The 23,903-nt window shown below is 59.5% G+C and carries 20 protein-coding genes; 5 read left to right on the top strand and 15 right to left on the bottom strand.

What is annotated here, in order from left to right; all coding sequences use genetic code 11:
• Window positions 1-57 precede the first annotated feature (57 nt).
• Window positions 58-378, bottom strand: a complete 321-nt coding sequence (gene rpsJ, locus ISF27_RS09540; RefSeq protein WP_194611258.1) for a 30S ribosomal protein S10 — start codon at window positions 376-378, stop codon at window positions 58-60.
• Window positions 379-801: 423 nt separating this feature from the next.
• Window positions 802-2,178: a cell wall-binding protein gene (locus ISF27_RS09535; protein WP_194611257.1), complete on the bottom strand. Its 1,377-nt coding sequence runs from the start codon at window positions 2,176-2,178 to the stop codon at window positions 802-804.
• A 195-nt stretch (window positions 2,179-2,373) separates the two neighbouring features.
• Here ISF27_RS09535 and ISF27_RS09530 point away from each other — a divergent pair, with 195 nt between their 5' ends.
• A complete protein-coding gene (locus tag ISF27_RS09530) occupies window positions 2,374-3,234 on the top strand; it encodes a class I SAM-dependent methyltransferase (RefSeq protein WP_194611256.1) in 861 nt (286 codons plus the stop codon).
• 2,058 nt (window positions 3,235-5,292) lie between these two features.
• Here the strand turns inward: ISF27_RS09530 and ISF27_RS09525 are convergent.
• Entirely contained in the window at window positions 5,293-6,057 is a 765-nt protein-coding gene (locus ISF27_RS09525; RefSeq protein WP_194611255.1) for an exodeoxyribonuclease III, read from the bottom strand.
• Window positions 6,058-6,507: 450 nt separating this feature from the next.
• Between ISF27_RS09525 and ISF27_RS09520 the strand changes: the two genes are divergently transcribed.
• Window positions 6,508-6,960 (top strand): helix-turn-helix domain-containing protein, encoded by a 453-nt coding sequence (locus tag ISF27_RS09520; RefSeq protein ID WP_194611254.1) that lies wholly within the window; start codon window positions 6,508-6,510, stop codon window positions 6,958-6,960.
• A 152-nt stretch (window positions 6,961-7,112) separates the two neighbouring features.
• Here ISF27_RS09520 and ISF27_RS09515 read toward each other — a convergent pair whose 3' ends face one another.
• The 10 genes from ISF27_RS09515 to glgB form a co-directional block, all read right to left on the bottom strand.
• Window positions 7,113-8,750 carry an ABC-F family ATP-binding cassette domain-containing protein gene (locus tag ISF27_RS09515; RefSeq protein WP_194611253.1) on the bottom strand — a complete coding sequence of 546 codons (1,638 nt, stop codon included), beginning with the start codon at window positions 8,748-8,750 and terminating at the stop codon, window positions 7,113-7,115.
• A gap of 15 nt (window positions 8,751-8,765) precedes the next feature.
• Entirely contained in the window at window positions 8,766-10,271 is a 1,506-nt protein-coding gene (malQ, locus tag ISF27_RS09510; RefSeq protein WP_194611252.1) for a 4-alpha-glucanotransferase, read from the bottom strand.
• Window positions 10,252-11,562: a dihydroorotase gene (locus ISF27_RS09505; RefSeq protein ID WP_194611251.1), complete on the bottom strand. Its 1,311-nt coding sequence runs from the start codon at window positions 11,560-11,562 to the stop codon at window positions 10,252-10,254. Before ISF27_RS09505 ends, malQ begins: the two co-directional genes overlap by 20 nt.
• Entirely contained in the window at window positions 11,559-12,266 is a 708-nt protein-coding gene (locus tag ISF27_RS09500) for an MBL fold metallo-hydrolase (protein ID WP_194611250.1), read from the bottom strand. Before ISF27_RS09500 ends, ISF27_RS09505 begins: the two co-directional genes overlap by 4 nt.
• Window positions 12,263-12,646: a thioesterase family protein gene (locus ISF27_RS09495; protein ID WP_194611249.1), complete on the bottom strand. Its 384-nt coding sequence runs from the start codon at window positions 12,644-12,646 to the stop codon at window positions 12,263-12,265. The genes ISF27_RS09500 and ISF27_RS09495 overlap by 4 nt, the downstream gene beginning before the upstream one ends.
• A 133-nt stretch (window positions 12,647-12,779) precedes the next feature.
• Complete coding sequence (locus ISF27_RS09490) at window positions 12,780-13,241, bottom strand: zinc ribbon domain-containing protein (RefSeq protein WP_194611248.1); 462 nt, start codon at window positions 13,239-13,241, stop codon at window positions 12,780-12,782.
• 16 nt (window positions 13,242-13,257) lie between these two features.
• Window positions 13,258-14,136 carry a radical SAM protein gene (locus tag ISF27_RS09485; protein WP_194611247.1) on the bottom strand — a complete coding sequence of 293 codons (879 nt, stop codon included), beginning with the start codon at window positions 14,134-14,136 and terminating at the stop codon, window positions 13,258-13,260.
• Window positions 14,137-14,140: 4 nt separating this feature from the next.
• On the bottom strand, window positions 14,141-15,178 hold the full coding sequence (locus ISF27_RS09480; protein ID WP_194611246.1) for a LysR family transcriptional regulator: 1,038 nt from the start codon (window positions 15,176-15,178) through the stop codon (window positions 14,141-14,143).
• Between the two features lie 14 nt (window positions 15,179-15,192).
• A complete protein-coding gene (locus tag ISF27_RS09475) occupies window positions 15,193-15,474 on the bottom strand; it encodes a GIY-YIG nuclease family protein (RefSeq protein WP_194611245.1) in 282 nt (93 codons plus the stop codon).
• Window positions 15,471-17,924: a 1,4-alpha-glucan branching protein GlgB gene (gene glgB / locus ISF27_RS09470; RefSeq protein WP_194611244.1), complete on the bottom strand. Its 2,454-nt coding sequence runs from the start codon at window positions 17,922-17,924 to the stop codon at window positions 15,471-15,473. Before glgB ends, ISF27_RS09475 begins: the two co-directional genes overlap by 4 nt.
• Window positions 17,925-18,431: 507 nt before the next feature.
• On the opposite strand from glgB, the gene lepB reads away from it, so the two are divergent.
• From lepB to ISF27_RS09455, 3 genes are all read left to right on the top strand, one after another.
• Window positions 18,432-19,073, top strand: coding sequence for a signal peptidase I (gene lepB, locus ISF27_RS09465; RefSeq protein ID WP_194611330.1), 642 nt, complete (start codon window positions 18,432-18,434; stop codon window positions 19,071-19,073).
• 58 nt (window positions 19,074-19,131) lie between these two features.
• Complete coding sequence (locus ISF27_RS09460; protein WP_194611243.1) at window positions 19,132-20,451, top strand: aspartate kinase; 1,320 nt, start codon at window positions 19,132-19,134, stop codon at window positions 20,449-20,451.
• An 85-nt stretch (window positions 20,452-20,536) separates the two neighbouring features.
• On the top strand, window positions 20,537-21,346 hold the full coding sequence (locus tag ISF27_RS09455) for an amidohydrolase family protein (RefSeq protein ID WP_194611242.1): 810 nt from the start codon (window positions 20,537-20,539) through the stop codon (window positions 21,344-21,346).
• Window positions 21,347-21,476: 130 nt separating this feature from the next.
• Here the strand turns inward: ISF27_RS09455 and nrdG are convergent, their stop codons facing one another.
• Window positions 21,477-21,971, bottom strand: a complete 495-nt coding sequence (gene nrdG / locus ISF27_RS09450; protein WP_194611241.1) for an anaerobic ribonucleoside-triphosphate reductase activating protein — start codon at window positions 21,969-21,971, stop codon at window positions 21,477-21,479.
• 25 nt (window positions 21,972-21,996) lie between these two features.
• Complete coding sequence (hcp, locus tag ISF27_RS09445; protein ID WP_194611240.1) at window positions 21,997-23,874, bottom strand: hydroxylamine reductase; 1,878 nt, start codon at window positions 23,872-23,874, stop codon at window positions 21,997-21,999.
• Window positions 23,875-23,903: the final 29 nt, after the last annotated feature.

The raw sequence follows: 23,903 nt of genomic DNA, 5'->3' as shown, positions 1-23,903 counted from the left end.
ACCGAAACCGGTGTTCATCCTAGACCAGGGACAAGCCCTGCCGGAGTCTGCTGTTTCTTACTTGTTGTTCTTCATCTTGACATTGATGGCAACGCCTGCAGGCATTTCCAGTCTCTGCAGCGCATCAATGGTCTTCTGGTTCGGAGCAATAACGTCGATCAGTCTCTTGTGTGTTCTCTGCTCGAACTGCTCGCGGGAATCCTTGTACTTATGAACCGCGCGGAGGATGGTGACAACCTCTTTCTTGGTCGGCAGCGGAACCGGTCCGCTCACCCTTGATCCATTCTTCTTTACGGTCGCCACGATCTTTGCCGCAGACTGGTCTACCAGCTGATGATCATAAGCCTTTAACGTGATTCTCATAACCTGACTTGCCATAAAAAAAGTCGCCTCCTTTTCGTACTAATAAGCACGACAAGCGGTGACTGTACACATACCCGGGCGTGTCCCGACATCGAGACATCCCAACTTACCGGCTCCCGCCGGTTCTGCTGTTTTTGTACAGTGACTTGTCGCCAGTTTCTAACTTGACATTCGCTCCACGGAGAACCGGCCGCAAAGGGCCGCAACTTCACGCTTCATAGCTATCATGTCACAGCCTGATTATCATAGCACAGCGTTTTTTCAAATGCAAGTTCTTTTTTCGCCCGATATTTGATTTTTTCTAGGGAATACGCCATTCCCGGGCACCGCTCCGTGAAGAAGGGACCCGGCTTTCCGGCCGGGTCCCTTCTATATAGATGTGAATCTTTCTTTCCTGTCCATCCCCTGCGGGAATATCCGCAGGAAAATCAGCCAGTCTCAGTCTTCCCAGAAATTCGGCTCCGTCGGTTCCTCCGCCGCGTCGCCGCCGTTCCCGCTTGCGCCGTCCACCTGGTAGATGGCGCCAGTGCTGTTGGTCTTATACTTGACGCCGCCGATCTTCACCGTATCCTTCTTCTGCACCTTGCCGGACCGGTTGACAATGTAATGATTTCCGCCAACCGCGACAATCCGATAGCTGTCATTCTCTGCGGTCTGGAGCCTGCCCATATAATAGAGCTTGTTCTCATGGACACCGGTAAAGCCGCGTCCCTTCGTGCTGCTGTTCGTCTGGAAATAGTACTCATGCGTCGACCCATCGGCTTCTTCCACATTGCCCGTGCCAGTCTGGACCGAGCTGGTCGCCTTATCGGCGCCGAAGAAATATGCCGTGTAGGTGCCAGTCTTGCCGATCTGGAGCTTCCGGAGCCCATAGACCGGATTGCCCTTCTCATTAAAGAGATAGGTAATGCCGTTGATTTTCTTCAGGTTGCTTGTGGAGGCATTGTCCGTGTCCGGTCCAACCTCCGGGACACCCTTGCTGTCAAAGTAATACCATTCTTCATCAGTTCCATAGTCCAGGCCGAGGTCGTCATCCTCGCCATCCGGCGGGGTCAGCATCGCCCATTTGGTCTTTACCTTCCCGTCATCCCCGCAATAGCGGTAACTCTTGAAACTGTTTCCGGCGTCTTTCACATATACCCAGCCGGTCTGCATCTCGCCGTCTTCGTTAAAGCAGTAGTAGTACCCATCAATTTTCTTCAGGCCATAGCCATTGGAGGTACTTCCCGGCTCATATTTTTTTCCGCTGGATTCAAAGTAAAACCAGTGAGAATCCTCACCGTCATTCGGGCTGTCGACATACGGCCCGTCGTCGTCATCGTCGTCCCTGTCGGGATCCTCACAGTAAGCCCAGCCTACCTTCATCGCCCCGTCCGACCCGATATAATAATTGCTGCTGTCCACCCAGCCGGTCTGCATCTCGCCGTCATCGTTGAAGTAGTAATACTTCCCGTTAATCTTGGCCCAGCCGTCCGAGAGGCATTTGCCGCTGTTCCCGAAGTAGTACCAGTACATCGTGGAACTGCTGCCGTCCTTTTTGCTCAGCTTCTTCCACTGGGAGGTGATGATCTTTCCGTCACCGTCCACATAGTACTCGCCGTCCGCCCAGGAATTTGTCGCCATGACACCCCTGCTGTTCACCCAGCGCCACTGATTGTCGGCGCCCTTCTTCCAGACATTCGTGGCGGTCTTCCCGCTGTCTTCCACATATGTCCACTCGGATCCGGACTTCTGCCACCCTCCCGCAAAGGAGGTCATGGCAGCTCCCGCGGCAATCGCGGCAGCCAGGGCGCAGATCAGAATTCTCTTCTTCATAGCTTCCCTCCGATGAAAGTCTATCATTTCAATGCTATTGTATCAGCGCCGCCTTTCTCCCGCAATGCGGAAAGCGGCACAATTTTCTTGCAAAATGCTTACAATCGGCCTTATGATGATACCAAAGCGGCGGGATCTCTCCCGCTTCCGGAAAAAGTACCTATCCGTTCATCACATGCGAGGAGAATATCATCTATGTGGATTGCCGATCAGTGGAAAGATTACGAAGTCATCGACTGCTCCGAGGGGGAGAAGCTGGAGCGCTGGGGAAAATACCTTCTTGTCCGCCCTGACCCCCAGGTGATCTGGAGCACGCCGAAAAGCGCCGGGGGATGGCGCAGAATGAATGCGCACTACCACCGCAGCACGCGCGGCGGCGGCGAGTGGGAATTTTTCAGCCTGCCGGAGCAGTGGACCATCGGCTACCGGGATCTTACCTTCAACCTGAAACCTTTCAGTTTCAAGCACACCGGCCTCTTTCCGGAGCAGGCGGCCAACTGGGACTGGTTTTCCGAGAAAATCCGCCGTGCCGGCCGCCCTGTCCAGGTGCTGAACCTCTTCGCCTACACCGGCGGCGCCACGCTCGCGGCGGCAAAGGCCGGCGCAAGCGTAGTCCACGTGGATGCCTCGAAGGGGATGGTGACCTGGGCGAAGGAGAACGCCGCCTCCTCCGGCCTTGCGCAGGCACCTGTCCGCTGGATCGTCGATGACTGTACCAAATTTGTAGAGCGGGAAATCCGCCGCGGCCATCACTACGACGGCATCATCATGGATCCGCCGTCCTACGGCCGGGGACCCAAGGGGGAAATCTGGAAAATCGAGGAGAACATTTACCCCTTCATCCAGCTCTGCGCGAACCTCCTGAGCAGCCGCCCGCTGTTTTTCCTCGTCAATTCCTACACCACCGGCCTCGCGCCCTCGGTTTTAACCTACATGATCTCCAGCGCCGTCCTCCCGAGGTTCGGCGGCAGCGTCCGCTCCGACGAGCTCGGGCTCCCCGTCACCGCGAGCGGCCTCGTCCTCCCCTGCGGCGCCTCCGGACGCTGGGAGGCATGAGGAATCTTCCCCGCTAGGCACGGCACGCAGGACGACAATGCATCTGCCCGGCACCCTGAGACATGCCGGATCCTCGAGGGTCCTTTCCCGGCCCTCCCCGAAGATCCCCTCGTCATCCGGGAGCTCTGTCGTCACCGCGATACGCCAGCAAAAGCCCTGCTCCGCCCGGGGAAGCCAGAACGCCCGGGTATCCCAGTGCATATTGTAGGCCACATAGAACGTATCATCCCGGGAGCCGTCCTCCCGGATGCCGTAGGCGCCGTTGTAGAGGATCCCCAGCGCGCGCCGGCTGTCCCCGAAATCCGGCTGCCAGGCATTTTCCCCATGGTAGGAGACATCCGGAAAACCCTTCGACAGATAATCCACGTTCTTCGGCTCCTCCGGGAGATGGAAGACCGGATGCGCCTTCCGGAAGGCGATCATCTTCCGGACAAAGCTGTACAGGCCCTGATTCTTCTCAAGATCGCGCCAGTCCAGCCACGAGACGCTGTTATCCTGGCAGTACGCGTTGTTGTTGCCCCGCTGGGAATTGCCGAACTCGTCCCCGGCGAGAATGAGTGGCGTCCCCTGGCTCAAAAGGAGCAGGAGGAAGGCGTTTCTCAGCTGCCGGAACCGGAGCTCCCGGATCTTCACGCTCCTTGTCCGCCCCTCCGCCCCGCAGTTCCAAGAGCGGTCGTCCGGCATACCGTCCCGGTTGTCCTCGCCGTTCGCCTCGTTGTGGCGCTCGTTGTAGGAAACCATGTCCATCATCGTAAACCCGTTGGTGTTGGCGAGATAATTGATCTCCGCACAGCCGGCGGGATTATTTTTTGTCCGGAAGACCAGGCTGCCCAGGCGGCCGCTGTCCCCGCGGAGGACACAGCGCATATCCTCGAGAAAGCCGTCGTTATATTCCGCCAGGCGGACTTTCTTTTTCTCTTTCCGGGCAAATGGTTCCGCCGCGGGCAGCATCCCGAACCAGCTTGCCGCGAAAATCTTTGTCTCCGCGAGCATCGGGTCGTCCAGAAGAATCGCCGGGCTGGCACTGCCGTTCAGGCGGATGCCGTCCACATGATATTCCCACACCCAGAACCTCGCCGCCTCCTGGATCCGCTGTGCGGGCGTCCCCGCGGGGAAATACAGCTCCACATAGACCTCGATATCGTTCCGGTGAAATTCCCGGACCATGTCCCGGAACTCCCGGCAGGGGTCATCCCCCGCGGAATACGCCGCCTTCGGCGCGAAATACCGGCTGTCCGGCGTATAGCCCCAGTAGTTGATCTTCCCGGTAGGCACATCCCGGAGCGCGTCCGCGGAAGCGGCGCCGCCCGGCTGGACGCTTCCGCCCGCCGAAGTACTGCCATCCGCCGAAGCAGGTTCTTCCGCATGGCGCGGCCTCTCCTCGCGGCGTGTCATCACCTCCTGAAAATCGTAAACCGGCATCAGCTCGACAGCCGTCGCCCCGAGTTCCCGGATATAGGGGATTCGGGCTGCCGCGGCGCGGAAAGTGCCGGCGGCCTTTCCCGCGCCCGAGGTTGCCGATTTGGTGAAGCCGCGGACATGCAGCCGGTAGATCACGGTATCGCGGAAGGAATGCCCCGGATGGCGGTCATTTCCCCAGCCGTCATCCCCCGAGGGGAAGCGGCACCGCCTGGGCATTTCCCCGCGATAGACGCCCCATGGCTGGGTATCCGCGAAATCGCGCCCGGACGGATCCGTGATTTCTTTTCCGTCCACCAGGAAAGTATATGTGTACGCCGCGAGATCTCCGCAGAGAAGATCCATGGTCCGGCAGTCCCCGATGCGGCTTTCCTCCGGAAACGGGATTTCCTCCGGTTCCCGGCCCCCCTTCCGGTAGAGCAGGAGGCTGACCGCCCTGCCCGGAACCGTCACGCAGATATGCACGCCGCCGGGAATCGCCGTAACCCCCTGAGTGAAATTTCTGTCTGCCGAAGCCCTTCCTGTCAATGTCATTCACTCCACCTCCGCAATCTGGAGAATCTGCAATCTTCCTGCCCTGCCGGAAATACCGTTACTGTTCGCACAAGCGGGGTTCCGGACAGTTACGACATCCCCCCGTCAGTCCCCTTCCCGGAAATCCAGCTCCACCGGGCAGTGGTCCGACCCGGTGATCTCCGCCAGGATCTTCGCGTCCTGGAGCCGGTCCTTCAATGCCGCGGAGACACAGAAATAGTCAATGCGCCAGCCCGCGTTCTTTTCCCGCGCATGGAACCGGTACGACCACCAGGAGTAGGCGCCCGCCGTATCCGGGTAGAAGTATCGGAACGTATCGATAAAGCCGGCAGAGAGAAGACCGGTGAATTTTGCCCGCTCCTCGTCGGTGAATCCGGCGTTTTTGCGGTTCGTCCGCGGATTCTTGAGGTCGATTTCCTCGTGGGCGACATTGAGATCCCCGCAGAAGACGACCGGCTTCTCCTTCTCGAGCTCCTTCAGGTACCGGAGGAAGGCATCCTCCCAGGTCATCCGGTAATCCAGCCGTTTCAGCCCATCCCCGGAATTCGGGGTATAGCAGGTCACAAAATAGTAATCCGGGTACTCCGCGGTGATGAGGCGTCCCTCATGGTCGTGTTCCTCCACACCCATGCCATATCTGACCGAGACCGGTTCCTCCCTGGTGAAGAGGGCCACTCCCGAGTATCCCTTCCGCTCCGCGTAATTCCAGTAGGCATGATACCCTTCCGGAGCAAAATCAATCTGCCCCTCCTGCAGCTTGCTCTCCTGGATGCAGAAAATATCCGCGTCCAGCCGGGCAAATGTCTCCGCAAAACCCTTCTGCATGCAGGCCCTCAGCCCATTCACATTCCATGAAATAAATTTCTTCATACATCCCTCCACTCTCTTATCTTAAACGATTTTCGGAATATTTGTGAAACAATTTTTTGCTTCTGTTCAGCACATGCATGGAGATACCCCGCAAAACGACTGCTTGCAGGCAGGTTTGCGGGGTATCTCCATGCATGTGGCCAAGCGCCGCAGGCGCTCGGCCCTCCACATCCCGCGAAGCTTTACTTCGCGAGATGCGGAGGCTGAACAGTACCCATGTGCGCTGGATCCCCCGCAAAACGACTGCTCGCAGGCAGGTTTGCGGGCAGGTTTTACATTGATTCGTTGTAAGCGCCGCCGGCTGTACGCCAGATCGTTGTATTTTTCTGCGCCTCGATTTTCCTATGTTAAACTGAGATATCTGTTGAGACCCCCTATTCCGTGAGGCTGTGCCTCTCCCGATGCGGGGTTCATTTCCAGAAAATGCACGAAGGGCAGGAGGTAGTGACCATGAACCCGGCAAATACGCAGGCGATTTGCGATCGGCTCCGGCATCTCCGCCATGAGCGCGGCTGGAATCAGGCAAAGGTAGCCGCCCTGGTGTTCACCTCCCAGCAGTTTTACTCCCGGCTGGAAACCGGCCGGTCGCCGCTCACCTCGGACATGATCATCCGCCTCGCCGCGCTCTACGGCGTGAGCACAGATTATCTCCTCGGCCTCACCGACCGGAGGACGCCGGCCCTGCGGGGCAGACCGGCAGAATGCCCGCAGGCGGACAAACCGCTCGCCGGCGAGGTCACCTACTATGATTTCTGCATCCGCATCGAGCAGATGACCGAGCAGGACCGGCGGAGAGTTGCGGATTTTGCCCGCTATCTCTGGTACAGCGAACAGATGCGCTGGAGCAGGCGGAAGGAGGCAGAGCAGCCGGAATCCCCGACAACCGGGGAGAAGGCTACCTGACGGCGGAACCCGTTCCGGCCGGGCGCCCAGGCATCCGCGCAAACGCTAAAAATTTTCCAGCGACATATCGGCAGAAAACCCCGCTGCGGCACAGGAACTCATGCTGCGGCGGGGTTTTCCCTGTTCTTCCGGAAAGCAGGCCGGAGGCAGCCTCAGTCGTCCTCCTCCTCGTCCTCCGTGACAGTGTAAACCTGTCTCTTTCTCGCCATCTCATCGCTGGCCAGATAATCATCATAGGTTGTGATCTTGTCGATCAGTTTTCCATTCACGAACTCCATGATGCGGTTCGCTGTCGTCTCGACGATCTGATGGTCTCTCGAGGAGAAAATGATGACGCCGGGGAAACGGATCATACCCGTGTTCAGGGCGGAGATCGACTCCATGTCCAGATGGTCTGTCGGCTCGTCGAGCATCAGCACGTTGGCGCCGGAGATCATCATCTTCGACAGCATGCAGCGGACCCTCTCCCCTCCGGAGAGCACCTTCACCTGCTTGACGCCGTCCTCGCCGGCGAACAGCATGCGGCCGAGGAAGCCGCGGACATAGGTGGCATCCTTGATCGGGGAGTATTTCGTCAGCCACTCGGCGATCGTCTCATCGCTGTCAAACTCCGCGGAGTTATCCTTCGGGAAATACGCCTGCGACGTCGTCAGGCCCCACTTATAGCTGCCCTCATCCGGCTCCATTTCTCCCGCGAGAATCTTGAAGAGCGTCGTCTTCGCGAGCTCGTCCGGCCCGACAAGCGCCGCCTTGTTGTCACGGGTCAGGGTAAACGAGATATGGTCGAGAACCTTGCGGCCGTTCACCGTCTTCGTCAGATTTTCCACGGTCAGGACATCGTTGCCGATCTCGCGCTCCGGGCGGAAATCGATGTACGGATATTTCCGGCTCGACGGGCGCAGCTCATCCAGCTGGATCTTCTCCAGCGCCCTCTTTCGGGAGGTCGCCTGCTTGGACTTCGAGGCATTTGCCGAGAAGCGGCGGATAAATTCCTGCAGCTCCTTGATCTTCTCCTCCTTCTTCTTGTTGGCTTCCTTCATCTGGCGGATCATCAGCTGGCTGGATTCCACCCAGAAGTCATAGTTGCCGGCATAGAGCTGGATCTTCCCGTAGTCGATATCCGCGATCTGGGTGCAGACCTTGTTCAGGAAATACCGGTCATGGGAGACCACGATGACCGTATTTTCAAAATTGATCAGGAACTCCTCCAGCCAGGAAATCGCGTCCAGATCCAGGTGGTTCGTCGGCTCGTCCAGCAGCAGGATGTCCGGGTTGCCGAACAGGGCCTGCGCCAGGAGGACCTTGACCTTCAGCGGGCCGGTCAGCTCCTTCATCTGTTTCTGGTGGAACTCTTCCCCGACGCCAAGGCCGTTCAGCAGGTTCTCCGCGTCCGCCTCGGCGTTCCAGCCGTCCATCTGGGCGAACTCCGCCTCCAGCTCGGCGGCCTTCACCCCATCCTCCTCGGTGAAATCCGTCTTGGCATAGATGGCGTCCTTCTCGTTCCGGATGTCATAGAGGCGCTTATTGCCCATGATGACCGTGTCCAGGACCGGGTAGGCGTCATATTTGAACTGGTCCTGCTGGAGGAAGGAGAGACGCTGCCCGGGGGTGATAATCACCTCGCCGGTGGTCGGTTCCAGCTGTCCGGACAAAATCCGGAGAAAAGTCGACTTTCCGGCACCATTTGCGCCGATCACGCCATAGCAGTTGCCCTCCGTAAACTTGATGTTGACGTCCTCAAAAAGTGCCTTTTTGCCGACGCGAAGCGAAATGTTGCTTGTACTGATCATTCTGGACTTCTCCTTTTACCTTCCGTAGATATCCGCGAGCCTCCGCAGATACCCGATTCTTTCTTCATTAAACTGTCCCGGCAGCATGCGCCATTCCCAGTTGCCGCCGAGCTTCCCCGGCGTGTTCATCCGCGCGCGGTTGTCCAGGCCGAGCACGTCCTGCATCTGGAAAATGGCCGCGCTCGCCACGCTCTCATACGCGGCCCGGAATACCAGGTTCGGGACCTCCTCCTGGTGCGACGCCCCGAGGTAATCACAGATATACTGCAGCTCCCACCATTCCCGGCACTCCTGGCGGAAATACCCCGCCAGCGTCTCATTGTCGTGCGTCCCGCCGTAGACGACGGAGTTGGGCACATAATTGTGCGGCAGGTGCGGGTTCCTCCGGTCGCCGCTGAAGGCGAACTCGATGATCTTCATCCCCGGGAAATGGTTTTTCTCGAGGAGCTCGTCCATCTCCGGCACCGCGACCCCCAGATCCTCGGCGATAATGCCGGTCTCTGTGCCGTTCAGCGCCCTTTTCACCGCCGCGATCAGCCGGGCACCCGGACCCTTTCTCCAGCGGCCGTTCCGCGCGGTCTTCTCCCCGTAGGGGATCGCGTAATACTGGACGATGCCGATGAAGTGGTCAATGCGGATGAAATCATAGAGGGCGGCGTTGGCCTGCATCCGGTTCTGCCACCAGGAAAACCCGTCCTTTGCCATCAGCGTCCAGTTGTAGAGCGGATTTCCCCAGAGCTGGCCGTCGCTGGTAAATGCGTCCGGCGGCACGCCCGCGACCTCCGTGGGCACGAGGGTCTTCCGGTCGAGCTGGAAAAGCTCCGGATGACACCAGACATCAGCGCTGTCCATCGCGACATAGAGCGGGATATCGCCGATGACCCGGATCCCCTTTCCTGAAATATAGGTCTTGAGATCGCGCCACTGCTGAAAGAATTTATACTGGAGAAACTTCCAGAAGTCAATGTCTTCCGCATATTTCTCCTGATATTCCCGCACCGCGTCCGGGTCGCGGACACGGATATCCTCCTCCCATTCCGTCCAAGGGCGGCCGCCGAAAGCGTTTTTCACGGCCATATAGAGGGCATAATCCTCCAGCCAGAAGGCATTGTCCGCAAGGAACCTGGTATACTTCTCGGTATCCCTGTGCCCGCTCCGTATATAGGCACTCCGGAGAAGCGTGAACCGGGTCCGGTAGAGCATCTCATAATCCACCCGGTCAGGATGATCCCCCCAGTCGATGCCGTCGATCTCCTCCTGCGTGAGCAGCCCCTCATCCCTGAGCTCGTTCAGGTCGATAAAATAAGGATTTCCAGCAAATGCCGACAGGGCGGCATAGGGGCTGTCGCCGTAGCTTGTCGGCCCCATCGGGAGAACCTGCCAGTATTTCTGGCCCGCCGCGGCCAGGCAGTCCGCGAATTCCCGGGCACTCTGGCCGAAGGTGCCGATCCCGTAGGGCGACGGCAGGGAAGAGATGGGCATCAGGATGCCCGCGCCGCGGTCAAGTACTGTCTTTTCCATCGCTGTCCTCACTTTTCCTGCTATCCGAAAAAACGATCTCTCCGCCGCAAATGGTATATTTTACCCTTCCCTTAAGCTTCCAGCCGAGGAAGGGGGAATTGGATGCCTTTGAGCGGAAGCCCTCCACGGAAAATTCTTCCCGGTCATCAAAAATCACCAGGTCGGCCGGGGCGCCGGGCTGGATTCTGCCTCCCGGAAGGCGGTACAGCCTCGCCGGGGCAAGCGACATCCTGTCCGCAAGCTCCAGATAGGTGAGGCGGCCCTTCCCGGCTAGCTCCGTCACCGCGAGCGGCAGCGCGGTCTCCAGGCCGATGATGCCGCTCGGGGCACTCGTCAAAGCCCTCTGCTTTTCCTCCGCACTGTGAGGCGCGTGATCTGTCGCGATCATGTCGATCGTGCCATCCCTGAGGCCCTCGATCAGCGCTTCCCGGTCCTCCGCCGTCCGGAGGGGCGGGTTCATCTTGGCAAGCGTGCCGTAGGAGAGCACCGCGTCCTCGGTCAGCGTGAAATGGTGCGGCGTCACCTCCGCCCACACGCGGATGCCGGCCGCCTTCGCCCGGCGGATGAGATCCACCGTCACCGCAGAGCTTACATGCTGGATATCCAGGTCGCAGCCCGTGTCCGCGGCAATCGCGATGTCCCTGGCCACCATGGAATACTCTGCGATCGCCGGTGAACCGCCGATCCCGAGCACCCGGGAAACGTGCCCCCGGTTGACCCCGTTATCCGCGATGAATGCCGGATCCTCCTCGTGCAGGCTGACCGGAAGGCCAAGCCTCCCGGCACGGAGGAGCGCCTCGTGCAGGATAGCCCCGTTTTTGATCGGAATCCCGTCATCAGTGAATCCCGCCGCCCCGGCCTGTGCCAGGGCTTCCATGTCTGTGAGTTCCTGTCCCTTCATGCCGCGGGTCACATTCGCCGCAGAGAGCACATGGATGCCCGTGGCCTTCCCCTTCTCCAGGATATCCCGGAGCGTCTCCACGGTATCCACCGGCGGCTTCGTGTTCGCCATGGCGACGACCGTGGTAAACCCGCCGGCCTTCGCCGCCGCGGCCCCGGTCAGGATGTCCTCCTTATAGGTGAGCCCGGGATCACGGAAATGCACATGCACATCGATGAGCCCCGGGAAGGCGGTCAGTCCGCGCCCGTCGATGTCCCGCGCATCCGCCTCAGCGCCGCCCCCCGCCGGGCAGACCTCCGCGATTAACCCGTCACGGATCACGATATCCGCGATCCCGTCAAATCCGCTCGCCGGATCCACGGCACGGATGTTCCTGATTATCCTGTTCACAGCAGAAATCTCTCCCCCTCGCGATGAAGAACGATCAGCTTATCCCGCCATCCGTCGGAGGCGGTGCTTGTTTTCAGCCGGTCGGCCACGGTGTAATCCCCCCAGAAATGCATCGGGAAAACATGGCGGGCGCCGACATTTTCCATAAATTCTTTCATGCCTCGGTACTCGTCAGCCCCGAGGCGCGGATCCAGCGGGACAAACGCGCAGTCCACCCGGAGCCCCGTATTCCGGATCTTCGTGAGCTCCGCCAGATATTTCCGGGAGTTTGCCCGGTCCTCCTCATCGCCGTCCCAGTACCAGTCGTTAAGATCCCCGGCGTGATAGACCACCTGGCCGCCGCTCTCCACGAGAAACGCCACGCCCTGGTCTGTCGAATCAAAGGTCCGGATCCGGATGCCGTCCCCCTCGGCTGTGTATCCCGCGCCCAGAAAGGCTGTCTGCTCCCGGAGCGTCTCCGGGACATCCGAGAAGGGAATATCATCGCTGAGCACATAGTGGACTTCGTCCGCGAGGCCGCTCAGCCGGAAAATGCCCGGAACATAATGGTCCGAGTGCGCATGGCTCGCGAATATCCAGAGCGGCTTCTCCCGGCGGACCGGAGGAAGGTCCCCGCGGAAATAGTCAAACAGCATCGTGTGGGATGCCGTCTCCACAAGAAACGAACTGTGGTGAATATACGTCACCTGAAGACGGCCCGTCAATTTTTCTTAGCCTCCGCCTTCGCAAAAAATTTCTCGTTATTGATGATGAAGCGCTCGTGCGTGCCCTCGCCGATCTTGGTCTTCTCGTCAAAGACTTCTACCTTGAAGACCAGCCGGCGGCGGTCAATCTCGGTAAGCTCGCTCTCACACCACACCCTGAGGCCGACCGGAGTTGACGCGATGTGCGCCACATCCAGCTTCGTCCCGACCGTGCCCTCGCCCTCGGCGAGCTCCGGCTGGACGGACTTCCAGCAGGTCTCCTCAATCAGCGCGATCATCGCCGGGGTGGCAAAGACCTCCAGCGCGCCGCTTCCCATGGTTTTCGCGCAGTTTTCCAGTGTCACAACAGTCTCCTGTCTGCCTCGGATTCCTGTATTCATCGTACGTTCCTCTCTTTCCCCGCCATGAGGCGGCCTGTCTTCTGTTCCCTGCTCTCCGGATTTCCGGCGCAGCCGGCTCACTCCCGTTCCATCCTACTCTCTGGCTTACCGGCGCCATCACAGCGCCGCCGGCTCACTCCCGCTCCATCCTGGTGCCGCACTTCGGACAGTAGGTAAAATCCTCGCTGGTCTCATAACCGCAGGACGGGCACCGCCGGACCGGGCGGCCGCCCCGGCCGCCCGGATCGCTCCACCCGTTACCCTGCCAGCCGTCCCTGCCCTGGCCGCTGCCGTCCGCGCCGCCCCAGCCGCTGCCGTCCGGCACCGGCGTGAGGTCGGACTCCTCAATCTCGATATCTCTTCCCTGGAGGATCGCCATGCCTGCCTCCCGGCTCAGCGCATAGACCGCCCCGCAGCAGGACATTTTCACATAAAATTTTCGATTCCATCGGAAAAGCGGGATAAAGAAGAACGTAAAGCAGAGATACGTCATATACACCTGATAGCGCCCGTAGGATCCGCAGCGCGGGCAGATCCCCGTCTGCCCGAAATCCAGCTGCTTCGTCCCGGGCATAATTCCACCGATAAAAAACATCAGAACACCTCGACTTCTATAGCAGATCTCCGGTTTCCCGGAACCGGCGGTACCGATGCCCGTCCCTTGCCCGGCGGACCTGCGCGAGCATCTTCGGGATATCCCCGTTCAGGGTTCCCGCCAGCGCCAGATAATTGGATGCGTGATTGCTCCGGAAGACGGTTCCGGGAGAATCCACATGGGTGAGGAAAATTTCCATCTCGTCCATGATCTGGTCCGGTGTGATGCGTCGGAAACGGCCGCTGGCCGCGTCCTCATACATCGGCGTCCCCTCGTAGAGGCGCAGGGTGAGAAATGCGGCATATTCCGGCCGCATGGCGGTGATCAGCTTCGCGGACGCCTTCGCGTGAATCTCCATCTTCTCCTGCCCGCCGAGGCCGGAAATCAGCGTCACCGACGATCCGATGCCCGCCCCGCGCATCCTCTGTGCTGCCGCGATCAGATCCGCGGAGCTTACCCCCTTGTGGATCGCCTCAAGGATCCCGTCGTCTCCGGACTCTGCCCCAAGATAAAAGAGGGTAAGCCCGGCCTCCCGGAGCAAAAGCAGCTCCTCCGGCGTCTTCCGCAGGACATCGTCCGCCCTGGCATAGGCGGAAACCCGCCCGGCCGCGGGGAAGACCCGGCGGATCTCCCGGAGAACCGAAAGCAGCTCCTCCGTCCCCATCGCGAGCGCGTCTCCGTCCGCGAGGAAAACCCGCCGGATATAGGGACCGTACCCGCCCTCCTCCAGTTCCCGGATATCCCCCAGAATGTCCGGGAGCGGCCGGATACGGAAATTCTTCTGCCGGTACATATTGCAGAACGTGCAGGTGTTGTGGGCGCAGCCCACCGTAACCTGCAGGATCAGGCTCTTCGCCTCGCTGGGCGGCCGGTAGATGATTCCTTCATATTCCATAGACTTACTCCGCCTTTCCGCCCTCAGCCGGGGCAGCGGGCGTTCCTGCTGCTTTTCCGCCTTCCGCCATCCCGGAAGGTTCCCCCGCCGTCCTCTCATACGCCTGATCACCCACGGCGATGCGGATAAACTCCTCCATCGCCCTGGTCATATATTTATTTCTCTTTTTATAGAAATATACCCGCCGCAGGGCAAGCGCCTCATTCAGGCGGTAAAAGCACAGCGGCACCGGATACGTCAGGTTCCGCACCATGCCGTCGGGGACAAATGCTGCCCCGACGCCCGTGCATGCCATGTTGAACGCCGACACCGCACTGTCCGGTTTCAGCAGGATATGGGGGTCAAAATTCGCAAGGCTGCACATCCTGCGGACCCTCTTGCTGATGCTGTTCTCCTCCTTGAGAAGGATGAGCGGCGTGCTCCCCAGGCGGCCGAGCGGAAGCTCCGGCGTCTCCGGAAGCTCATGTTTCCCCTCCCGGATGTCCCGCTGGGTGAGCTGGTACCCTGTCAGCATGCCGTTGATCGGAAAACTCTCCGGAACCGCCAGGATAATGCGCTCGGGACAGAAATAAAATTTCTGGTAATTGGTGTCATCCAGCTCGGAATTGTCGATCATCAGGTCAATTTCCTCGCTGAGCAGCCGGCTGGTGACCTGGATTGTCGTCCCCTCGCTGAGCTCAATCTGGATCTGCGGATATTTCCGGGAAAATCTGCCCAGAAGCTCGGGAAGAACAAAGGAGGTGAAGAAATTCGTGCCGCCGACCGCAAGCTTTCCCGCCAGCAGGCCATTCAGGTTGTTCATCTGGTTCAGGGTATTCTGCTCGAGGCTGAACAGCTTCTCGATCGCCTCAATGTAGATCTCCCCGCTTGGCGTCAGGCTGATCGGGTTCGTGCTCCGGTCGAAGATCGGCCGCCCGATCTTCTTCTCCACCTTCTTGATCGCTGTGCTCAGCGCCGGCTGGGAAATATACAATTTCTGCGCGGCGCGGGAAAAGCTCTTCTCCTCATAGACCGCGTAAACATATTCCTTACCGTCGAACATACATCCTCCTGACATCATGCTGTGTGCTTCCCCTCTCTGCTCTGCCCTTCTTCCCGGAATGAACTGACCAGCTTCTCCTTTTCCCCCCGGGAGAGCCTCTTGACCGCCGCCTCCCGGCTCATGGCCTCGCCCCTCGTCTCGTGTTCCTCGTACCAGACGAGGGCTACCGGGCGGCGGCTCCGCGTATAGCGGGCACCCTTTCCGCTGTTGTGGGACTTCAGGCGGTGTTCTAGGTCATTCGTCCAGCCGCAGTAGTAGGTTCCGTCCGCGCACCGGAGCAGATAGGTGTAATTCATCCCTCCGCGGCCTTCTTCACGGCTGTCGCCGCCGCTTTCTTTGCCGCGGACACCTTCTTTTTTCCGGCTTCCGCCACCTTTTTCGCCATGGACACCGGTTTTGCCTTTCCCGGCGCCTTCTTCGCAGCCTTTTCCGCCGGTGCCTTCTTCGCGGCCTTTTCCGCCGGCGCCTTCTTCGCGGCCTTTTCCGCCGGTGCCTTCTTCGCCGGCGCTTTCTCCGGCGTGCAGCTGAACACCATCACGGCAATTCCGGGGATGGCGATGGTGATCGAATTCTTCCTGCTGTTCCACTCCTCCGGCTTTGAAGCCTTCACCCGTGGGTTGGCGATGCCCGATCCCCCGAACTTCTCGTCCTCGCTGCCGAAAACCTCCTTAAATTTCCCGGCAAAGGGAACCCCCACGGTATACTTGCTGGTCGGAACCGGGGCAAAGCTGCAGACAAAGAGCAGCGTCTCCTCCGGCTGATCCGTCTTGCGCAGGAACACGACGATATTCTTGTCCGCATCCATGCAGTTGATCCACTCAAAGCCCTCCGGCTCATAATCCTTCGCCCAGAGCGCCGGCTGCTTCCGATAGAAATGCAGAAGCGCCGCACAGTAATCCTGGGTCTTTTGATGGATCGGGTACTGGAGAAGCGCCCACTCGGCTTCCCTGTCCTCGTTCCACTCGTCCATTTGCCCGAAATCCTGCTCCATGAACAGCAGCTTCTTGCCCGGATGCCCGATCATAAATCCGTAAGCCGCGCGGAGGTTGTCATACTTCGCCTCCAGCGTCTGTCCCGGCATCCTGCCCACCAGGGAGCTCTTTCCGTGGGTGACCTCATCGTGGGAGAATGGGAGGATGAACTTCTCCGTGTAGTTGTAGATCATGCTGAACGTCAGCTTATTGTAGCTGCCGTGGCGGAAATACGGGTCGCACTTCATATATTCCAGGAAGTCGTTCATCCAGCCCATGTTCCACTTATAATCGAAGCCCAGGCCGTCGCCCGTGGCAGGCGCAGTCACCCCCGACCAGGCCGTGGATTCCTCAGCCGCGAGGAAGGCACCGTTCTTCTTCCGGTGCACCGCCTGCGTGAGCTCCCGGAGGAACGCCACCGCCTCGAGATTCTCGTTGCCGCCGTACATGTTGGCAACCCACTCGCCCGGCCCCTTTCCATAATCCAGGTAAAGCATGGAAGCCACCGCATCCATCCGCAGGCCGTCGGCGTGATACTGCTCGATCCAGAACAGGGCATTCGCGATCAGGAAGTTCGAGACCTCCGGCCGCGCGTAGTCAAAAACCAGCGTGCCCCACTCCGGATGCTCGCCGCGGCGCGGGTCGCTGTGCTCGTAAAGGCAGCTCCCGTCAAACCCGGCCAGAGCCCACGCATCCTTTGGAAAATGCGACGGCACCCAGTCCAGGATGACGCCGATCCCCTGGCTGTGCATATAGTTCATGAACCAGGCAAAATCCTCCGGTGTCCCGAAGCGGCTGGTCGGCGCATAATAGCCGGTGACCTGATATCCCCAGGAGGCATCCAGCGGATGCTCCATGATAGGCATCAGCTCAACATGCGTGTAGCCCATCTTCTTCACATAAGCCGCAAGCTCCTCCGCGATCTCCCGGTAATTGTAAAACTCCGACCCGGCGATCTCCCTGCCGCGCTTATCCTTCGCGACCGGCTTCCGCTTCCAGGATCCCAGGTGCACCTCGTAGATCGACATGGGACGCTCCCCGGTATCCGTCTTTGCCCGCTCCTCCAGCCATTTTCCGTCAGTCCAGGGGAAATTCGAGATATCGGCGATCCGGGAGGCGTTATGCGGGCGCAACTCTGCCGCGAAAGCATAGGGATCCGCCTTGAGGAACGGTGTCCCGTGATAATTCTTGATTTCATATTTATAGATGCTGCCGGCTGTAAGCTCCGGGATGAAGAGCTCAAATACGCCGGAATCGCCGAGGCGGCGCATCTGGTTCCGCCGGCCGTCCCAGAGATTGAAGTCGCCGACCACACTGACCCGCATGGCATTCGGCGCCCAGACAGCAAAATAGACCCCGGAAACGCCGCGGACAGTCATGGGGTGCGCACCGAGCAGCCGATAGATTTCAAAATTGTTGCCGGCGGCGAATTTCTTCAGCTCCGCCTCGCTGATCTGCGGCGCAAAGCTGTAGGGATCGTGCCTCTCCTCCAGCGTCCCGTTATCATAGAAAATCTGGAAGGTGTACTCCGCAGGGCTTTTTCTCGGGATCAGGGCGGCGAAAAATCCGCTCTCGTCCGCCAGTTCCATTTTATACTGTTTTCCTGTCGCCGTGAGTTTCACGGAGACGTCGCGGGCGGTCGGGATGTAGGCCTGCACAAGCATTCCCTGGTCGGTCATATGCGCGCCGAGAATGCGGTGCGGATCGGATGATTCCGAATAGGTGATTTCCTCAATGCCTGCCCAGTCCATCAGATCATACAGTGTTTTTTCCATTGAATCCTCCTCCTGCCTGTTCATCGCCGCGAGCCGCGGAATGTCAAGATTCCCCCGGATTTCGGCTGTCCATATTGTATCATCTGGCCCCGTCAAATACAACGCCGGATCCCCCGGAAAACCGGCAGGAATGCGCCATTCCCCGCCGAAAGCCGTGCAAAACGCTTGCACATTTCCGCGAATTATTTTACACTATACATCTGAAATTGCCCCATTCCGGTGGCTGCTCGGCATTTACCGGATCTGAACGGCAACCCATGGAATAAGACTGAACAAGAATTTTTTCTGAGGTTGGATATGGATAACGACGAAGAAAGCAAAAAAGAGAAAGAGGGAACCCGGCCGGAGGAAGAAGCGGAGGACAAAAAGCCCGCCTCCGGGGATCCGTCCCTGCGGGTCCGCCCGGTGAATACGAACGTCGATTCCGAGGACTTCCGCTACGGCGACCTGAACCAGATTCTTGAGGATCTCCAGGACGGAAAGATCGGCATCAACGGCGGCCGGGACATGCGGGACGCCAATGTGGCCGAGGTGCAGGACAAGCAGCCGGAGAAAGCGGAGGAGGCGAAAACTTCCGGAAAGCCCGGCGGGAAGAACAATCCGCCGGAAAAGCCTAGCCTCTTCCGCGAGGTCCTGAGCTGGATCGAGGTTCTGGTGATCGCCGTCGTCATCGCCTTCGTGCTCGACCGCTTTATCATCGCGAACAGCCAGGTGCCCAGCGGCTCCATGGAAAATACCATCATGACGGGAAGCCGTGTCATCGGCTCCCGGCTCAGCTATAAATTCGGCGAACCTGATCGGGGCGACATCGCCATCTTTATTTACCCGGATGACGAAGCCAAGGGCATCAAAACCTACTATGTCAAGCGGATCATCGGCATGCCCGGGGATACCGTCGATATCCACGACGGCGGCGTCTACCTGAACGGCTCCGACACCCCGCTGGACGAGCCCTACATCGCCGAGCCGATGGAGAATGAGCCCGCAATGCACTTTGAGGTTCCCGAAGGCTGCTATTTCATGATGGGGGACAACCGGAATTATTCCAATGACTCCCGGCGCTGGGAACATCCCTATGTCAAGCGGGATAAGCTGGTCGCCAAGGTCCTGTTCCGCTATTTCCCGGGCTTCAAATGGCTTGACAACTGATCACGCGCTTTCTCCGGAAAGCCCGCATGCTGCTATCTCACAGGAAGGACAAAATGTCATGATCAAAGTGGTAAAATTCGGTGGAAGCTCGCTCGCGAGCGCGAAGCAGTTCAAAAAAGTCGGGGACATCATCCGTGCGGACAAAAGCCGCCGATATGTGATTCCCTCCGCGCCGGGCAAACGCGACAGCAAGGACACCAAGGTTACCGATCTTCTGTACCAGTGCTACGACGCCATCGAGGCGGGCAAAAGCTACGGGAAGATCTTTCAGGCCATCAAGGACCGCTACAACCAGATCATCGAAGGGCTTGGCCTCAACTTCAGCCTGGATTACGAGTTCAAGACCATTGAGGAAAACTTTCTCGCCAAAAAGGGCCGTGAGTACGCGGCTTCCCGCGGCGAATATCTGAACGGCATCGTGATGTCCCACTATCTTGGCTATGAATTCATCGACGCCGCAGACGTGATCTCCTTCGGAAAGGACGGCCGTTTCCAGCAGGATAAGACCGATGCGGAGCTCGGCCTCCGCCTCGGCACTGTCGAGCGCGCCGTGATCCCCGGCTTCTACGGGGCCGACGAGGACGGGAATATCCACACCTTCACGAGAGGCGGCTCCGACGTGACCGGCTCGATCGTCGCCCGGGCGGCACACGCGGACATCTATGAAAATTGGACTGATGTCTCCGGCTTCCTGGTTTCCGATCCCCGGATCGTCCCGAACCCGATCCCGATCGACCTCATCACCTACCGGGAGCTCCGCGAGCTGTCCTACATGGGTGCCAGCGTGCTCCATGAGGATGCCATTTTCCCGGTGCGCAAGGAGGGAATCCCGATCCACATCCTGAACACCAACCGCCCGCAGGATCCCGGCACCATGATTGTGGAAAATACCTGCCGCCGGCCGAAATACACGATCACCGGCGTTGCCGGGAAAAAGGGCTTCTGCTCGATCACGATCGAGAAGGCCATGATGAACTCCGAGATCGGGTTCTGCGCCAAGGTGCTTGAGGTCTTCGAGCGCGAGGGTCTCTCCATCGAGCACATGCCGTCCGGCATCGACACAATGACCGTCTTCATCCACCAGGATGAATTCATGCAGCATGAGCAGGCTGTCATCTCCGGCATCCACCGCGCCGTCCACCCGGACGCCATCGAGTTGGAGTCCGGCCTTGCCCTCGTAGCCGTCGTCGGCCGCGGCATGAAGAGCGCCCGGGGCACCGCCGGCCGCATTTTCTCCGCCCTCGCCCACGCGAGAGTCAATGTGAAGATGATCGACCAGGGCTCCAGTGAGCTGAATATCATCGTCGGCATGAAGAACGAGGACTTTGAGCCCGCGGTCCGGGCGATCTATGATATCTTCATCAACACTGCCCTTTGATTTCTGCACAGCAGGACGCCGCGGCCGGGGACTGCCCCGCCCGCGGCGTCTTTCCTTAGCAAATTGGCTTATGGAGGTGATTTTCTTGACGATCATTGACGCCCATCTGCACTATGTGCCTGAAGTAAAGTATTTCAACACCATCGCGGACAACGCGGAGAGCGAGAACTCGGAGGCGGGCCTCCGGGCGGAGTTTCACGCGCACCATATCGCCTGCGGCATCGTCATGGGCAATGCCGGCCTGAATCCCGAGGACAACCGGTTCCCGGATTTTCTCCGCTACTGCATCGGCATCGAGGCTTACGAGCTCGGCAAGCGGGACAACAGTGCGGCGATCGACAAGATCGAGGCCAATCTCCGGAGGCCGCAGTGCGTCGGCATTAAGCTCTACCCGGGCTACAGTTCGGTCTATATCACCGACAGGCGCTACGAGCCGGTCTATGAGCTCGCGGAAAAATATGACAAGCCGGTCGCCGTCCACACGGGACAGACCGCCGGGTCAAATGCCATGCTCCGCTACAGCCACCCGCTCACGATCGACGACGCTGCCGTCCTGCATCCCCACGTCCGCTTCGTCATGTGCCACTACGGCAACCCCTTCCTGATGGATGCCGCGGCGGTCGCGGAGAAGAACGGCAATGTCTCCGTTGACCTGTCCGGCCTCATCGAGGGAAAGCTCAGCCCTTCGTACTTCCAGGAGCAGTGCCACTACCTGGAGGCGCTCCGCACCTGGATCACCTACGTCGAGGATTACAGCAAGTTCATGTTCGGCACAGACTGGCCGCTCGCGAACTACAGCGACTATATCGAGCTCACCCGGCAGATCATCCCGGAAAAGCACTGGGAGGCGGTTTTCCGCAAAAATGCCGAAAGAATTTACCAGCTGCACATCTGACCAAGAGAGGCGGCCGGTTTCTCCGGAAACCGGCCGCCTCTCTTGATCCTATTCTCGCTGCCCTGGTACGCTCAGAGCCGGATACCAGCGCCGGCTGTCCGCGGCTGATGCCCGCTTCCGGCGCCTTGGTTCACTCCTCCTGCTGATGCAGGTGCAGGATCCGCTGGTTCCGGCTTCCCCGGAACTGCAGGGAGATATCCTTCTCCGCCTCGATGAACTTCCCGTCGACGAGGACGTCGATGGCCTTCAGCATCGTGTCCGTCCATGGCGTATACTTCGACCCGCCCGGCACCAGGTCTTTCTCCAGCGTATAGCCAGTGTAGCACCAGATATCCTTCTTCGGGTAAGTTTCCCGGACCGTCGTGAGAACCCCGGCCAGCACTTCCTGGTTCTCCGGCTCAAAGGGCTCGCCGCCGAGGAGCGTAAAGCCCTGGATATAATCCGGCGCCAGATGGTTCAGAATCTCCCCCAGCGTCTCCTCCGTGAATGGCCTGCCGAAGCCGAAATCCCAGGTTTCCTGGTTGAAACAGCCCGGGCAGCGATTCCGGCATCCGGAGACAAAAAGGCTGACGCGGACGCCCGGCCCGTCTGAAATGTCAAAGTTCTTTATATTTCCGTAATTCATCATTTTCCTCCAACCACTCCAGGGCTCAGTCCCTCATCGGGTCATCCTGGATGGCCTCAAGAACCTCATCCACCGGAATGCCGTGCACCTGGCAGGCTTCCTCCAGCGTCTCGAAGGCGGAGGCGCCGCAGGTCAGGCAGTTGAGGCCGCAGGCGAGCAGCGTGGGAACGACATCCGGATACCGGCGGACGATATCGCTGACCAGCATATCCTTCGTGATGTCCGGCTTCACCGACTTCGCGCGGGTCTCCCCGTCCTCCGGGAAAAATTCCTTGAGATCCCGCTCCGCCTCTGTCGTCTCGTGGAGGTCGAACGTATTTTCCAGGACAGACATGACATTCCGGGTGATAAACGCGGGCATCGTGGGTCCCAGGTAGATATCCTTGATCCCGAGATAGAGGAGCGCCAGCAGGTTGGCGATGCTCCGCTGGTCATTCCAGGACACGAGCCAGGTGAACGGCAGGTCGTTGATGTCCTCGAGATTGAGCCCCGCCTTGAAATTCATCGCGGTCTGGATCAGGGAATAGCAGTCGCCGCTCTGTCCCATATCGGTGAGCCGCTGGATGCCGAGGATATCCCCGAGGCCGAGATCCTCGAAGCGGTACTTGACACTCCCCGCGGCGAGAATCACCGCGCGCGCGGGCATTTTCTCCGCAAGCTCCGTATAATACTTCCGGACTGCGGACCGGCCGTCGTCGCCAACCACCGCGAGGAAACCGCGGATGGCCTGGCTGCGGACATCATCGAGAATCATATCACTCAAAGCCGCCATGCGCTTTCTGCCGAAGCCGCCGACCGCCGATGCCGCGGAAGGCGCGGTATCCCGCGGCGCCGGGCTGTTCTTCGCCTGCTCGATGACCTCCGTCAGGTCGAGGCTCCCGTCGCTTCTGCGCTCCAGGTGCCGGCATCCGGGAAATCCCGCCGCGCCGGCCGTGTACAGCCGCGTCTCGTAGGAAGCCCCCGGCGGAACCATCGCATCGCCGGCGACAATCACCGGCCCGCCGAAGCAGTCAAAATCCTCTTTCTCCCGCCACCAGGCGCCGCCGTAGCTCCCGACAAAATGGGGATATTCGCGGAAATGCGGGTAAGTTAAGGCCGTCATCATTTCCCCGTGGGCGTAGACCTCGATCCCGGTGCCGGCGGTCTGGCGGAGCACCTCCTCCGCGACGCCCAGGTCAGACCCGGCAATCAGGATGCCCGGCTTTACGCCGTGCACGCGGTTGATCCTCGTGATGACCGGCTCGCCGAAGCGGGCAGTGTTCGCCTGATCCAGGCGTTCCATCGCGCGGTAGGCGTACTGGCCTGTCTTGAGGACGAGGTTGACCAGCTCATTAAAATTCTCCCCGGTGCCGGCGGTCTTAGCAAGCGCCTGGAGGAGGAAGGTGTCCGTCTCGGCATCCTCCGGGGCATTCTCCCCGGCAGCCTCCAGATAGGCGGAGATTCCCTTGAGGCCGTAGATGACGAGTTCACGGAGCCCGATTATATCCTCAGAATCCGCCGTCAGGATGCTGACCTTCGGTGAGGACGCCATCAGCTCGTAGGCAGCCTCCCCGTCATCCCAGAGCGCCGCTTCCGGAAGACCTTCCCGGTTGGCGAGCTTTTCCAGGAGTTCCCGCTTCACCCGGCGGGTCTTAGTGACCTGCTTCCGGATGGCCGAAGCATCGTAATTGACGTTCACCGCCGTCATCACAAGATCCCGGCGGACCGTCTTCGCCGCCTCCCCCGGCACGGGATTCCCCTCGGCAATCCACTCGGCGGACACCGCCGCAAGACCCTTCGCCGCATAGATGAGCAGATCCTGAAGCTTTGCCAGCTCCGGCTTCTTCCCGCAGACGCCGGTCAGGCTGCATCCCGCCCCCATCGCTGCCTCCTGGCACTGATAACAGAACATAAGATTTGCCATATCGCTGTATTCCTCCTAATTCTCCTGAT

The organism is Clostridium vitabionis (genome assembly GCF_015351765.1).
In the GTDB taxonomy this organism is placed as follows: Bacteria; Bacillota; Clostridia; order Lachnospirales; family Lachnospiraceae; genus Clostridium_R; species Clostridium_R vitabionis.
The sequence above is the reverse complement of the archived record's forward strand: the minus strand, read 5'-3'. Positions and strand labels throughout refer to the sequence as shown.